General features: G+C 50.0%; 11 protein-coding genes. 7 read left to right on the top strand and 4 right to left on the bottom strand.

What is annotated here, in order from left to right:
- Positions 1–306: 306 nt before the first annotated feature.
- The 4 genes from mnmA to R0134_RS11760 all read left to right on the top strand — a co-directional run bounded on the left by mnmA (position 307) and on the right by R0134_RS11760 (position 5135).
- Positions 307–1413 (top strand): tRNA 2-thiouridine(34) synthase MnmA, encoded by a 1107-nt coding sequence (gene mnmA / locus R0134_RS11745; protein ID WP_319782120.1) that lies wholly within the window; start codon positions 307–309, stop codon positions 1411–1413.
- Entirely contained in the window at positions 1410–2036 is a 627-nt protein-coding gene (gene hflD, locus R0134_RS11750) for a high frequency lysogenization protein HflD (RefSeq protein WP_319782121.1), read from the top strand. Before mnmA ends, hflD begins: the two co-directional genes overlap by 4 nt.
- A 63-nt stretch (positions 2037–2099) precedes the next feature.
- Positions 2100–3467: an adenylosuccinate lyase gene (purB, locus tag R0134_RS11755; RefSeq protein WP_319782122.1), complete on the top strand. Its 1368-nt coding sequence runs from the start codon at positions 2100–2102 to the stop codon at positions 3465–3467.
- A 522-nt stretch (positions 3468–3989) separates the two neighbouring features.
- Entirely contained in the window at positions 3990–5135 is a 1146-nt protein-coding gene (locus R0134_RS11760) for a cupin domain-containing protein (protein WP_319782123.1), read from the top strand.
- Between the two features lie 300 nt (positions 5136–5435).
- On the opposite strand, the gene R0134_RS11765 is transcribed toward R0134_RS11760, so the two are convergent.
- Both R0134_RS11765 and pdxH read right to left on the bottom strand, forming a co-directional pair.
- Positions 5436–5930 (bottom strand): N-acetyltransferase, encoded by a 495-nt coding sequence (locus tag R0134_RS11765; protein ID WP_319782124.1) that lies wholly within the window; start codon positions 5928–5930, stop codon positions 5436–5438.
- A gap of 10 nt (positions 5931–5940) precedes the next feature.
- Positions 5941–6576, bottom strand: coding sequence for a pyridoxamine 5'-phosphate oxidase (pdxH, locus tag R0134_RS11770; RefSeq protein WP_319782125.1), 636 nt, complete (start codon positions 6574–6576; stop codon positions 5941–5943).
- A 169-nt stretch (positions 6577–6745) separates the two neighbouring features.
- Between pdxH and R0134_RS11775 the strand changes: the two genes are divergently transcribed.
- Entirely contained in the window at positions 6746–7000 is a 255-nt protein-coding gene (locus R0134_RS11775; protein WP_319782126.1) for a YfhL family 4Fe-4S dicluster ferredoxin, read from the top strand.
- Between the two features lie 277 nt (positions 7001–7277).
- Here R0134_RS11775 and R0134_RS11780 read toward each other — a convergent pair whose 3' ends face one another.
- A complete protein-coding gene (locus tag R0134_RS11780) occupies positions 7278–8456 on the bottom strand; it encodes an MFS transporter (RefSeq protein WP_319782127.1) in 1179 nt (392 codons plus the stop codon).
- A gap of 356 nt (positions 8457–8812) precedes the next feature.
- Between R0134_RS11780 and suhB the strand changes: the two genes are divergently transcribed.
- Both suhB and R0134_RS11790 read left to right on the top strand, forming a co-directional pair.
- Entirely contained in the window at positions 8813–9616 is an 804-nt protein-coding gene (gene suhB, locus R0134_RS11785; protein WP_319782128.1) for an inositol-1-monophosphatase, read from the top strand.
- A gap of 560 nt (positions 9617–10176) precedes the next feature.
- Entirely contained in the window at positions 10177–11130 is a 954-nt protein-coding gene (locus R0134_RS11790) for an IS110 family transposase (protein WP_319782129.1), read from the top strand.
- 540 nt (positions 11131–11670) lie between these two features.
- On the opposite strand, the gene R0134_RS11795 is transcribed toward R0134_RS11790, so the two are convergent.
- Positions 11671–13452, bottom strand: coding sequence for a DEAD/DEAH box helicase (locus R0134_RS11795; RefSeq protein ID WP_319782130.1), 1782 nt, complete (start codon positions 13450–13452; stop codon positions 11671–11673).
- Between the last annotated feature and the right edge of the window lie 339 nt (positions 13453–13791).

Here is a 13791-nt window from a genome sequence, read left to right on the forward strand (position 1 = left end):
TGTCACTTTAGCGTCTTCCTGACGCACGTCAGGATCTCGCTTAAGCCTTTAAGCATAAAAACGAGATCCGGTCGCCGTCATGCCGTGCCACGACACGGTATCAGGATGACGACTGAGGGCGATTTTTTGGTTTAGGTGCCCGTCTCTTTGGTAAAGAGGACTTCGGCACAGTTTTGTTTTAGCAAAGTTTGCTACGCAAAACTCTCGCACAGATAAACAAAGCCAATCAATTACCGGGATGGCCTCCCGCTGGCGACCTTTGTCTGTTAAAATGTGAGCCGTTTTGCAACTAGGTGACGGCGAGTAATGAGCGATAACAGTCAGTTAAAAGTGATTGTCGGCATGTCCGGCGGTGTGGATTCTTCAGTATCGGCCTATTTGCTGCAACAGCAGGGTTATCAGGTGGAAGGCCTGTTTATGAAAAACTGGGAAGAAGACGACACCGACGAGTTTTGCTCTGCCGCCGAAGACTTGCGCGATGCACAAGCTGTGTGCGATAAGCTCGGCATGACGCTCCACACCATCAACTTTGCGTCCGAGTATTGGGACAATGTATTCGAGCACTTTTTAGCGGAATACAAAGCCGGCCGTACGCCCAATCCCGATATCTTGTGCAATAAAGAAATCAAATTTAAAGCCTTCCTCGAATTCGCCGCCGAAGACTTAGGTGCCGACTTTATTGCCACCGGCCATTACGTGCGCCGCACCTTTGATGAGCAGCCTAAATTGCTGCGCGGTCTCGATGGCAACAAAGACCAAAGCTACTTCTTATACACCTTAAGCTCGGCGCAAGTGGCCAAGAGCCTGTTCCCGGTCGGTGAGCTAGAAAAGCCAGAAGTGCGCCGCATCGCCGAGCAGCTGGAATTAGTCACCGCTAAGAAGAAAGACTCCACCGGTATCTGTTTTATTGGCGAGCGTAAATTTACCGACTTTCTCGCCCAGTATTTACCGGCCCAACCAGGTGAAATTGAAACCGTAGACGGCGAAGTGATTGGCCAGCATCAAGGCTTGATGTATCACACCTTGGGCCAGCGTAAAGGCTTAGGCATTGGTGGCTTAAAAAATGCCAGCGATGACCCTTGGTATGTGGTAGATAAAGAACTGGAGCGCAACGTGCTGGTGGTAGCTCAAGGCGATCATCCACGTTTGTATTCTAAAGGCTTGATTGCGCGCCAATTACATTGGGTGAATCGCACACCACTAACTGCGTCTGTGCGGTGCACGGTGAAAACGCGCTACCGCCAAACCGATATTGCTTGTCTTATCGAGCCCCTCGATAATGAAACAATCAGAGTGACCTTCGATGAGCCACAAGCGGCCGTCACCCCCGGCCAGTCGGCAGTATTTTATGCAGATGAAATCTGCTTAGGCGGCGGCATCATTGAAAGCCGCTTTAATGAGGAGTCCGCATGAGCCATAACCTTGAAAACCAAGTACTGGCCTTTGCCGGCATTTGCCAAGCGGCCAGTCTAGTACAGCAAGTAGCACGCCAAGGCACTATCAAAGATAAAGACCAGCTGAGCGCTACCTTAAACAGTATTTTAATGACAGATGCGGATCAAACCGCCGATATTTATGGCGGCAAGGCGCAGCTGGCACTAGGCTATCAAACCATTATCGATCAGTTGGGCAGCAACGAAGGCCGTAAGAACGCTGAGCTCACTCGTTATCTGGTCGGCACTGTGGCCCTAGAGCGCAAATTGGCTAAACGCCGTGACTTAATGGCCATGCTGGGTGAGCGCATCAATCAGGTGAAACGCCAACGCCACCATTTTGAGTTACTCGACGAGCAAGTGCTGGCCAATCTTGCCAGCATTTACAGCGACATCGTCAGCCCCATAGGGCCGCGCATTCAAGTGGCCGGCGAGCCCAATTTTCTCCAGCAACCCTTGGTGCAACATCAAATTCGCGCCCTGTTGTTAGCTGGTATTCGCAGCGCCGTACTCTGGCGCCAGCTCGGTGGCCAACGCCGCCAGATTTTGTTTTCGCGCAAACGGCTTGTGGCTCAAGCCCAAGCGGCGTTGCGCGAAATATAATGCTTTAGCTCTACCCACCCTATTATTTACCTTAAATCCCCCCTTGTTTAGGAGTTGTTGTTCATGGAATTGTCAGCATTAACGGCTATTTCTCCGGTTGATGGCCGTTACGGCAGTAGAACCTCGGAGCTGCGCACTATTTTTTCTGAATTTGGTTTATTGCGCTTTCGCGTAGAAGTGGAAGTGCGCTGGCTGCAGGCGCTCGCAGCTAATACAGACATTGCCGAAGTGCCTGCGTTGTCCGCAGAAGCCAATGCCCTGCTCGATGGCATCGTCGCTAATTTCAACGAAGCCGACGGCCAACGCATCAAGGACATAGAGCGCACCACTAACCACGACGTGAAAGCCGTAGAATACTTTTTAAAAGAAAAAGTAGAAGTGCTGCCTGAACTGGCCGCGGTCAGTGAATTTATTCACTTTGCCTGCACCAGTGAAGACATTAACAACAATGCCCACGCCCTGATGCTTAAGAACGGCCGCGACCAAGTATTGGTGCCGTATTGCCAGCAACTGATCGATGCCATTAAGCAATTAGCTACCCGCTATCGCGATGTGCCCATGCTGAGCCGCACCCACGGTCAACCTGCTTCACCCACGACCTTGGGTAAAGAAATGGCCAACGTGGTGTATCGTTTAGAGCGCCAACTCAAGCAGATTAAAGCCGTAGAAATGCTGGCCAAAATCAACGGTGCTGTCGGTAACTACAACGCTCACCTGTCGGCGTATCCAGAAATCGATTGGCATGACTTTGCCGAGCGCTTCGTCACCGGTTTAGGCTTGGACTTTAACCCCTACACCACCCAGATTGAGCCGCACGACTACATTGCCGAGCTGTTCGATGCTATCGCGCGCTTTAACACCATAGTGTTAGACTTTGACCGCGATATTTGGGGTTACATCTCCATTGGTTACTTCAAGCAAAGAACGGTAGAGGGCGAAATTGGCTCCAGCACCATGCCGCACAAAGTGAACCCTATCGACTTTGAAAACTCCGAGGGTAACTTAGGTCTGGCCAACGCCATTTTCAATCATTTGGCCGTTAAATTACCGGTATCACGCTGGCAGCGTGATTTAACTGACAGCACAGTGTTGCGTAACTTAGGCGTGGCCGTGGGCTATTCACTGATTGCCTATCAAGCCACACTGAAAGGCATCAGCAAGCTGGAAGCGAACCCTGCCACACTGGCCGCCGATTTGGATCAAAACTGGGAAGTATTAGCAGAGCCCATCCAAACCGTAATGCGCCGCTACGGCATCGAAAAGCCTTACGAGAAGCTGAAAGAGCTGACTCGCGGTAAGCGCGTGAATGCCGAAGGTATGCACACCTTTATCGATACCCTAGAATTGCCAGAGTCCGTTAAGTCCCAACTGAAGCTATTAACGCCTGCCAACTACATCGGCAGCGCCATAGAGCTGACAGACAAGCTTTAATCATTCCGTAAGGGGTGAGGCGTGAAGCGTGAGGGGAAGATCTCTGCTTTGCGTCTCGTCCCTTTTTTAATCTTAAACTAATCTGATTACTCACAAAGCTCAGGCATATTTCAGTGTATTAAGCATCAATGAGTTCAATAATTTACAGGGAAATACCCGTCTCTTCCCTTGTAGGTGCCAATTTATTCGGCACGGTTTTGGTTTTATTCCTAAACCTAACAACCAGCCAGCGCAGCTGGCCAGCCGAATAAATTGGCTGCTACAAGTGCCAGACCCTTGGCCTTGGAGCCAACTGGGCAAAGAGAAAAAACAAACCGAAACATCGGGCACAATGGCTGAGGTTCATACGTAATCAGGTAAACTAAAGCTTAACTCACTCACCAAACTAGCCGCTTGCTATTTGTTTTCCTCCTCACACCTCACGCTTTACTCTTCACTGATTGAGCAATCTATCAATCTCGGCTACGCCTTGGCATAATAGCCCGCTATTCTTACCTTACTTACTCCTAATGACAGGTTGCCATGCAGAGCGCACTCAAACTCGATATCACGGATTTTTTGGCTCACTACTGGCAAAAGAAGCCACTGCTGATCAAAGCAGGATTTGCTCAGTTTGAGGATCCTCTTAGCCCAGATGAATTAGCAGGACTCGCATTAGAACCACAGGTTGAAGCGCGCCGCGTGTGGCGTGCCGACGATCGTTGGCATGCAGAGAGCGGCCCCTTCGATAACTATGATCATTTAGGCGAAACCGATTGGACCTTGTTGGTGCAAGCGGTGAACCAATGGCACCCAGACGTGCAAGAATTGGCGGATGCGTTTCGCTTTATCCCAGGCTGGCGCTTTGATGATGTGATGGTGAGCTTTTCTACACCCGGTGGCGGTGTGGGCCCCCATATCGACCAATACGGCGTGTTTATTATTCAAGGCTCTGGCAGCCGTCGCTGGCGGGTAGGTTTACCGCAAAGCTTGGAGCAGTTTGCCGCGAACGGCGCGCTGCGCCACTGCGAAGACTTTGTGGCCGAGATAGACGAAGTGTTGACCCCAGGGGATGTACTCTATATTCCGCCGGGCTGCCCCCATGAAGGCTATGCCGAAACGCCAGCGCTCAACTATTCGGTAGGCTTTCGTGCCCCGGATGCGCGGGATTTAATCTCGGGCTTTGCGGATCATATGTTGGCTCACGAGACCGACAGCCGTCGCTTTGATGATGTGGGCATGACTGCTGCCACCGCACACGGGCGCATTGAGCCCGAGGTGTTGGACCAAGTAAAAAATCTGATGACGGAGTTATTAGCTGATCCTGCGCGCTTGGCGAACTGGTTTGGCCAAATGACCTCAGAAGCTAAGCACGACTTGGATCTTGAGCCTGCAGAGCCAGCTTATAGTCTGGAAGAATTAGTATTGCGTTTGGATCACGGCGATTATTTGTATCGTTTAGCCGGCGCGCGCTGCTTTTACATGGCCGATGAAACTGCCGTGTTTTACCTAGACGGTGAGCGTTACCAACTGGCTGAGCCAGACGCAAATGCCATTGCCCTGCTCTGCGACCAGTCACGCATTCATGGCCCACAAATCGCCTGCCTAGCCCATCCCCAAGCGCTACTTGAAGTACTGCTGCCCTTGGTCAACCAAGGCTATTGGTATTTTGAAGAAGACGAAGAGTAAAAAGCGCCGAGCGCCCGGCGTCTAGCTAAAAACACTAAAATCCAAAGCGAGATCCTGACCTACGTCAGGATGACGGCAACACCACAACGCATAACGCCTTGTCCCCAATGCCGTCTTACCGGTACTGAATCTTCGTCATGCTGAACTTGAGTCAGTATCAGCATGACGGCCCCGGTATCTCGCTCTTATCTTTAAAACTCCAACCCCAGATCCTGACTTTCGTCAGGATGACGGCAAAGACAAAACACTGAATCAACAGACTCGGTGTTTTGTACTCTTCACGTTTTACACTTCATATTCTTATCCAAACGCAGGATGATAAGTGACTCGGCCTTTAGCCGCAGGCGGCTTAAACGCCATGGCCAGCAAGGTTTCGCCGGTGCTGGCGGCTTCCGATTTAAGGCTGAGGCCAAGATCCAGTGCGGGCTTAAAACCAAAGCGGCCATAAAATTCAGGATCACCTAATAGCACCACGCCCGCCCAATCTAACTCATTGGCGCAATCCAGCGCGGCGAAAATCAAGGAACTGGCTACCCCTTGGCGCTGACACTCTGGCCACACGCTGATGGGTGCTAACGCCAGCCAGCCGATGTCTTCACCTTCGATCAATATCGGACTCATTAAGAGATGGCCAATAATAGCGTCCTCGTATTCGGCCACTTGGCTCATGCTAATGGCGCCTTGCTCGCGCAGTGCCCACACTAAATCGCCTTCTTGCTCGCGGCCAAAGGCGGCACACACCAGCTCATCTATTTCGTCACCGTCACCGGGTCGTTCGGTTCTGCAGATCAGCATAAAATACCTTTTAAGGTGCTAAACGGTCAATCGACCAACCCGACTCTTGGCGCTGGTATAAGAAACGGTCATGCAGGCGATTAGCACCGCCTTGCCAAAACTCAATCGAGTCAAACTTCACTCTAAAGCCACCCCAAAAGCTCGGTAGCGGCACTTCGCCTTTAGCAAATTTTTGCTTCATTTCCAAAAACTTACCTTCCAGTACACCACGGGCCGAGATGCGGGCGGATTGCTGCGACACCCAAGCACCTATCTGGCTGTCTTTGGGCCGACTGCTAAAGTACTTCATGACTTCTAGCGCCGACAAACGCTCTACCTGACCGGTCACGTGCACTTGGCGCTCTAGAATATGCCAAGGAAAGAGCAGGCTAATGCGGGGGTTATTGGCCAATTGGCTGGCCTTACGGCTGCCCATATTGGTGTAAAATACGAAGCCTTTTTCATCCAAGTGCTTAAGCAATACGATGCGCTGATATGGCTGACCCTGTTCGTCGACCGTGCCCACCACCATGGCGGTAGGATCCATCAAGTCTGCCTGCACCGCTTGCTGCATCCAGGTTTCAAACAAAGATAAAGGGTCGTCCGGCAAGTTGTTACGACGCAAGCCGCCTTGCAGATATTCACGCCGATAGTTAGCCAGTTCCATAGACAAGTCTCATCAGGGAGGGATGACATATTGTGCTCGGCCAAGGCGGCATTGGCAAGGTAAGCCAGCTCTGGCTGAGATCACAAAATCTGCGATTGGCGCTATTTAAAGTAGGAAAATGCTATGCTGTGCACGATATTTTTAAGTCTGTAAGCGAGTGGTAAAGGGTATGGCATTATTAATCGAAGATTCTTGCATCAACTGCGACATGTGCGAACCCGAGTGCCCTAATGGTGCTATTAGCTATGGCGCAGAAATCTATGAGATAGAGCCAGACTTGTGTACTGAGTGTGTAGGACATTACGATAAACCCACCTGCATCAGCGTATGCCCTATCGACTGCATTATCATCGATCCCGCGCATACTGAGAGCCAAGAGCAGCTGTGGGATAAGTTTGTAGTGTTACATCACGCCGACAGCTGAGCTTGCACCGCAGGTGGAGTCAGTTGATGATACAAACCCTAAAGCTATTTTTGCCACGGAAGAACACGGAACGCACGGAAGAGTTCAAATGTGACGAGTGATAGAGCTACTGAGGGGTAAGGTCTACCCCCTTAATAACTTGGTACTTTTCTCTCTCATCTCTATTTTTCCGTGGATTCAGTGGGTTCCGTGGCAAAGAAGATCTTTAATCCTTATCTTTTACTGACAGCTGTATTTCCATAGCAGTTATGACGAACTGCTTAGCTATATTTAGCATCTATAAACCCGGCTCTGGCAGCGCGTGATGAGCGGGCAGCAATAGCCATAGAGTAATACCCGCAAACGCCAGCAAGAGGCCTCCCAGGACGCCTTGATTCATTTGCGGCAAGCCGCCCTGCACCAATAAAAACACGCCTCCGCCTAAATTAGAGCAACCGCCGAGCAGCGCGCCGGCACTACCACTGTGGCGGGCGAAAGGTTCCACTGCCGCCGAGGTCGCCACCGGAAACAATAAACCGGCACCCGCAAAATACAGGCCACCACCCAGCACTAAACCCACCAAACTCAATTCATCTTCAAACGCCGACACCAGTATCACTCCTGCCCCCAACAATAAGCTTAAGGTGGCGATCCTCTGTAATCGAGATACGGACCAGCGGCCGGCGGTCATCGCCGCCAGCATAGCGCCGGCAAAATACAATGGGAGCGGCAGAATAAACAGCACGCTGAGCTCACGACTGGTTAAGGTGGCGTGTTGGCTGGCCACCACAGCAAACTCCGCTTCATATAAAATCACTCCCGCAAAGGCCGCCATTAACATGCCCAGCTGTCGACAAAATGCATGGCTGTGTAAGACGTGCAAATAGGCAGGCAATATGGATTGTTGGTGACGACGCTCAGCGGGTAAGGTTTCTTTAAAGCAGTAGAAAATAATCACCGTGCAGCTTAAACCCAGTAGCAGCAAAAACAGATACATAGACTGCCAGCCAAAGTGCTGGTTAAGGTAGCCGCCGAGCAAGGGGGCAAGCAGTGGTGCGAGCATAATGCCCATCGACACGTAGCCGTTATAGCGTACCAGAGCTGTGCCTTCGAATTTATCGCGCATTAGGCTACGACATAAGCTGCCCGCCGCCGCCGTGCCTGCGCCTTGAATAAAGCTGCCCACTAATAACATAGGGTAGCTCGGCCACAACACGATTAGGCCAGAGCCCAGCACATAGACGGACAAACCCACCAGTAACACCGGCCGACGGCCTAAGCGGTCCGACAGCGGCCCGTAAACAAACTGAAACAAACCATAAGGGATCAGATAGCAGGCCATCAGCAGCGGCAAGCTGTCTTTGGCAACCAGAAGCGCATCCGCCATGTCGGTCATAGCCGGCACATACAAGGTTTGGGTCATTTGACCCGAGGCCACCATTAACACCGTCAACAACACCAAAGACAGGCCCGACATGTCGCGCTCCAAAACAGCCTCGATAGGCAATTATCATAAGGCTGATATGATAGCGAGCAGTGGCATTAACTAGCAACAGCATTCAGAGCAACCTTTTATAATGGCTAGACCTAGTTTTTCTAATCACCTGCATTTGTCATAGACGATGTTTAGCTATCATTTTCTGTTACTGAGATTTTATACGAACTTATTTATACATAACGCAGGGTTTCAGGCTTCGTTTGGGTGAGTCGTTCGCACTCATTGAAGGTGTGAACTGACGGCTCGGGATCAGATTTATCTCTTGCCTAGTTTTCGTTCACAGGTATAATATGCCGCTCAAATTTCGTTCTTTAACATCAAGTGGGTTCACTCATATGCATCCGATGCTGAATATCGCGATACGCGCTGCGCGTAACGCTGGTCAAGTTATCGTCAAAGGTTTTGCCAATCCTGATAACATCGAAACTCGTCAAAAAGGCCAGAACGATTTTGTTACCAATGTCGATTTAGACGCAGAAAACGCCGTCGTTAATACCATCCGTAAGTCTTATCCGGAGCACACCATTATTGGTGAAGAATGTGGTGAACTAACCGGCAGCAACCCTGATTATCAGTGGGTTGTTGACGCACTTGATGGCACTACCAACTTCATGCATGGTATTCCTCACTTTGCCGTATCCATTGCGCTACGTGTAAAAGGCCGCACCGAACAAGCCGTAGTTTACGATCCAATTCGTGATGAGCTATTCACCGCCAGCCGCGGTGCCGGTGCTCAGTTGAACGGTTATCGTATTCGTACTGGTAAGGCAAAAGACTTAGCCAACACAGTACTGGCCACCGGTTTTCCTTCTAAGCAAAAACACCACGCCGATGCCTATTTAGGTATGTTTAAAGACCTGTTCGTACAGTGCTCTGATATTCGCCGTGCCGGTGCTCCTAGCTTAGATTTGGTGTACGTAGCCGCAGGCCGTGCAGACGGTTACTGGGAACTGGGCTTAAAGCCGTGGGACTTTGCTGCAGGCAGCCTGATTGCTCGTGAAGCCGGTGCCATTGTGACCGACTTTGTGGGTGGCCATAACTTTGAGCGCAGCGGTAACCTAGTGTGTGCGAACCCTAAGGTATTAAAAGTCATGCTCTCTACCATTCGAGAGCACCTGCCTGAGTCATTGTCTAACTAATTTTAGACAAGGCTTTAGGCCAAGCGCCACGCAAAATGATAAACGCCGCACTCTCAGAGTGCGGCGTTTTTTTATGGGTGAAAAACAACGCTTTACGTCATACGCCGTACGCTGCCCGTTAAAGCTAAACAGCGACAGCCGCGCCGATATTGAATGTTGAATTTGGAATTGTTATGCGCCCTTATTCCGTCTTTGCGAGTGTAGCGCGGCAATCCATGCTACAGCGGCGCGGTACATAACTATGGATTGCCGCGTCGTTGCACTCCTCGATGACGGATAAACAAGCTATACGCCTTACGCTGTGCGCCTTACGTTAAAACAAACACCTGTTTGGCTTTGTCTGTCTTCCTATGCTTTCCCTGTTGGTTATAGACGTATAATCCAACAACCAAAAGAGAGGGGCTGAGGCTCTATTTGTCTTTAGTCTTTGAAGACTGTTCGCAATGATAGCCGCCCTCTCTTGTTTAAGTAAATTTCGAACAGTTCATTGAGGCCAAGACCTCGTATTTAGGATTGCTGAAACTGCTTAAGCACCGGTATTTACAACAGGAGAAACCAGAATGAAAGTGGTTGTAGGTATAGATGTGAGCAAAGACTGGTTTGATATTGCTTGGAAAGAAAACGGCCGTATCAAAACTCAACGCTTTGACTCCACTGCTAGTGGAATAAATCAGCTTATAAAGGCCACGCCAGCAGACGCAATTTACGTGATGGAAGCCACGGGCGTTTATCATGCTCGCTTGGCTGTCATGCTCTTTGAAACCCAGCGTAACGTGGCGGTGATAAACCCGTTAGTGATTAAACGCTATGGGCAAATGAGGCTGTCTCGCGTTAAAACAGACACCGCTGATGCCAGCTTGATTTTGAGCTACGGCGAAAACGTAGAATTTATGCTTTGGGAGCCAGAGCCTCACCACTTACAAGAGCTGAAAGTCGCGCAAGGCTGGCTAGATGATCTCACTGAAGACATGACACGCTTGTCTAATCGTGGGCATGCACAGAGCTACTTAGTGGTCAGAAGTGCAATGGTAGACAGGCAGTTTTTAAGGCGCAAAGAGCAACTTAAACAGGACATTATTGAGTGCGAAGCGCACTTGGAAAAACAAGTAAAAAAGCATTTTGCTGAGTTGTATAAGCTACTCAACAGTATTCCCTCAATCGGTAGTAAAACAGCGACTCAGTTGATTATATCTACGGGTGGATTTACTAAGTTTATTAGTATTAAACAGCTCAGCGCTTATGTAGGCGTAAGCCCAACGACTTACGAATCAGGCAGCTCTGTTAGAGGGCGAGGTGGTATAGCCAAAATGGGGCAAGGCCGGCTACGTCAACTCCTGTATCTATGCAGCTGGACAGCCAGAAAATGCAATCCATCCTGCGTGGCTCTGTATGAACGACTTCAAGCATTAGGCAAGCCAGCTAAAGTCATTAGCATCGCCATCGCACATAAACTGCTTAGACAAGCATTTGCAGTGGCAACTAAAAAAACAGCCTATTCACCAGAATTTGCTTGAAAAAAAGCACAGTTCATTGCGAGCGCAGCGCGGCAATCCATGCTACAACAGCGCAGTACATAACCCTGGATTGCCACGTCGTTGCACTCCTCGGATGACGAAGGTTAGGGTTTGGCTCTGGACTTTTGTAGATGCAAATTTATTCAGCACGGTTTGCCTTAAGGTTTGAATCTAAAACTATCCAGCTACGCTGGCCTGCCAAAGTCCTCTTTACCAAAGAGACGGGCAGCTACACTGTTCAAGGATCTTGTGCACAAGCGATATTGCACAGCTAAAGCTGTGCCTACACTAGTGCAATATGTAAATTTCGGCGGCGCTATCTGTTCCATAAGCAGGTTCCGCTTGCAGCGAAATGCGAGAGCAAGCGTTCTCCTACTAGAAGCGACTCCTCATTACCCTAATATTATCTTTCCGTGTTTTTCCGTGTATTCCGTGGCAAAAAATCTCTAGTCTTTTGCTTTTGAACTTCACGCTTCATAAAAAACAAAAAGGCCTGTCGATTGCTCGACAGGCCTTTTTTATGATGCGATTAAGCGGGGATTAGCCGTTTAAGCGCTCAGTACGACGTGGGCTACGTGGCTTGCGGTCGTCGTTTGGACGAAAGCTTGCACGACGTGGCATTGGGCCACCTTCGTATTTAGCCAAGTTCAGCGGACGCTGACACACACGTACGTTTTGCAGTACTTTGTGCACTTCTGCAGTCATGCCTTGTGGCAGGTCAACAGTAGAGAAGTCATCGTGGATTTGGATTTGACCAATAAAGCGTGACTCAAGGTCTGCTTCGTTAGCAATCGCACCTACCAAATGACCTGGCTTAACACCGTGTACACGACCTACGTCTACGCGGAATGTTTCCATTGCTACTTCGTCACGGCCTGAGCGTGGTGCACGAGGAGCGCGCTCAGCACGGTCGCTGCGGTCTGAACGCTCGTTGCGGTCACGGCTTTCACGTACTTCTGGGCGACGAGCAGCTTGCGGACGGTCTTCCATAAACAATGGACGGTCGCCTTGCAGTAAGCGGGCTAAACCAGCGGCTAACTGTGAGCTGTCGATGCCTTCTTCTTCTAAAGACTCAATCATTTCTACGAACGGTGCCAGAGATTTCTCATCGGCTTCTACACTAACACGCAGGCTAGTTTTGAAACGCTCGGCACGGATCTTGTTGATCTCGTCAGCAGACGGCATCTGCATTTCTTCGATTGGTTGGCGAGTATGACGCTCAAGGTTGAACAGGCTGCGCTTTTCACGACCCGTAACAAACAAGATTGCATCACCTTCACGGCCAGCACGACCGGTACGACCGATACGGTGTACGTATGATTCGTTGTCGTGAGGCATGTCGAAGTTCACTACGTGACTGATACGCTCAACGTCCAGACCACGTGCAACAACGTCAGTTGCTACCAAGATGTTCAAGCGGCCGTTCTTGAGGCGCTCAATCACTTTTTCACGCAATTTCTGCGGAATATCACCGTGCAAGGCTTCACAAGCGTGACCTTCGCGGCTCATCATCTCGGCCAGATCTTCAGCGTCTTTACGAGTACGTACGAATACCAGCATGGCATCCATTTTTTCGGTTTCTACCAAACGGCACAAACCTTCATGTTTGTTCATACCACGTACAAACCAGTAACGCTGTTTGATGCTGGAGTTAGTACGGGTTTTGTTCTCGATGCGCACTTCTTTAGGGTTGTTCAGGTATTTCTGAGCAACGCGCTGGATAACCGGCGGCATAGTAGCTGAGAACAGAGCAATCTGGCGAGTAGCTGGAGTTTGTTCCAAAATCCATTCTACATCGTCGATAAAGCCCATGCGCAACATCTCATCGGCCTCATCCAGCACTAATGCTTTCAGATTATCCAATTTCAGAGTGCCACGGCGCATGTGGTCCATTACGCGACCTGGAGTACCAACCACGATATCAACACCGCGCTTCAATGAGCGAATTTGGGTGTCGTACGCTTGGCCACCATAGATGGACATAATGCGGATGTCTTTGCGGTATTTGGCATAGCCTTCAAACGACTCGGCAACCTGGATAGCCAGCTCACGGGTCGGTGCTAATACCAATACTTGTGGAGTTGCGTTACCACCGGTAATGGTGCTCAACAGCGGCAGTGCGAATGCAGCAGTTTTACCAGTACCCGTCTGTGCCAAGCCTAAAACGTCACGGCCTTCAAGCAAAGTAGGAATGGCGGCAGCCTGAATAGCAGAAGGCGTCACATAACCGGCGTCGGTCAGTGCTTGTAAGATTTCAGGAGCCAAACCTAATTCAGTAAAGGCAGGGGTGTTTTCAGCAAGTACAAGTGTAGAATTTGTCATTTAACAGTTCCGAATAAATAGGATTTCGGCGGACTGATACAATAGGGCCAAGGACAACCTATTCTCACGTGAGTGAGGGTTTCCTTTACAGAGTGTGTTTAACACTAAGATTCACAAGGCTAATCTGGCCATTTTTGTCTCAACACCGCCATGGTAACGAGCCGACTAATGTCGGTGCGTCTTTCTCATCATGGATGTCGATCTGCCAGACTTGTGTCGTCGCGCCCAAATGGAGGGGACGTGCGCGCCCTTATAATAGGGAACGCGTCGTTTGGCGCGGACGTGATTTACGTTAACTTCCTGTATAACGTAATATAACCCGCTTCAACGCACATATTA

It is taken from the genome of Oceanisphaera sp. IT1-181, assembly GCF_033807535.1.
Taxonomy (GTDB): Bacteria; Pseudomonadota; Gammaproteobacteria; order Enterobacterales; family Aeromonadaceae; genus Oceanimonas.

Bases quoted from the DNA above. Each gene is read 5' to 3' on its own strand.
- mnmA (WP_319782120.1), top strand. From the start codon at position 307: ATGAGCGATAACAGTCAGTTAAAAGTGATTGTCGGCATGTCCGGCGGT.
- hflD (WP_319782121.1), top strand. From the start codon at position 1,410: ATGAGCCATAACCTTGAAAACCAAGTACTGGCCTTTGCCGGCATTTGC.
- purB (WP_319782122.1), top strand. From the start codon at position 2,100: ATGGAATTGTCAGCATTAACGGCTATTTCTCCGGTTGATGGCCGTTAC.
- R0134_RS11760 (WP_319782123.1), top strand. From the start codon at position 3,990: ATGCAGAGCGCACTCAAACTCGATATCACGGATTTTTTGGCTCACTAC.
- R0134_RS11765 (WP_319782124.1), bottom strand. From the start codon at position 5,930: ATGCTGATCTGCAGAACCGAACGACCCGGTGACGGTGACGAAATAGAT.
- pdxH (WP_319782125.1), bottom strand. From the start codon at position 6,576: ATGGAACTGGCTAACTATCGGCGTGAATATCTGCAAGGCGGCTTGCGT.
- R0134_RS11775 (WP_319782126.1), top strand. From the start codon at position 6,746: ATGGCATTATTAATCGAAGATTCTTGCATCAACTGCGACATGTGCGAA.
- R0134_RS11780 (WP_319782127.1), bottom strand. From the start codon at position 8,456: ATGTCGGGCCTGTCTTTGGTGTTGTTGACGGTGTTAATGGTGGCCTCG.
- suhB (WP_319782128.1), top strand. From the start codon at position 8,813: ATGCATCCGATGCTGAATATCGCGATACGCGCTGCGCGTAACGCTGGT.
- R0134_RS11790 (WP_319782129.1), top strand. From the start codon at position 10,177: ATGAAAGTGGTTGTAGGTATAGATGTGAGCAAAGACTGGTTTGATATT.
- R0134_RS11795 (WP_319782130.1), bottom strand. From the start codon at position 13,452: ATGACAAATTCTACACTTGTACTTGCTGAAAACACCCCTGCCTTTACT.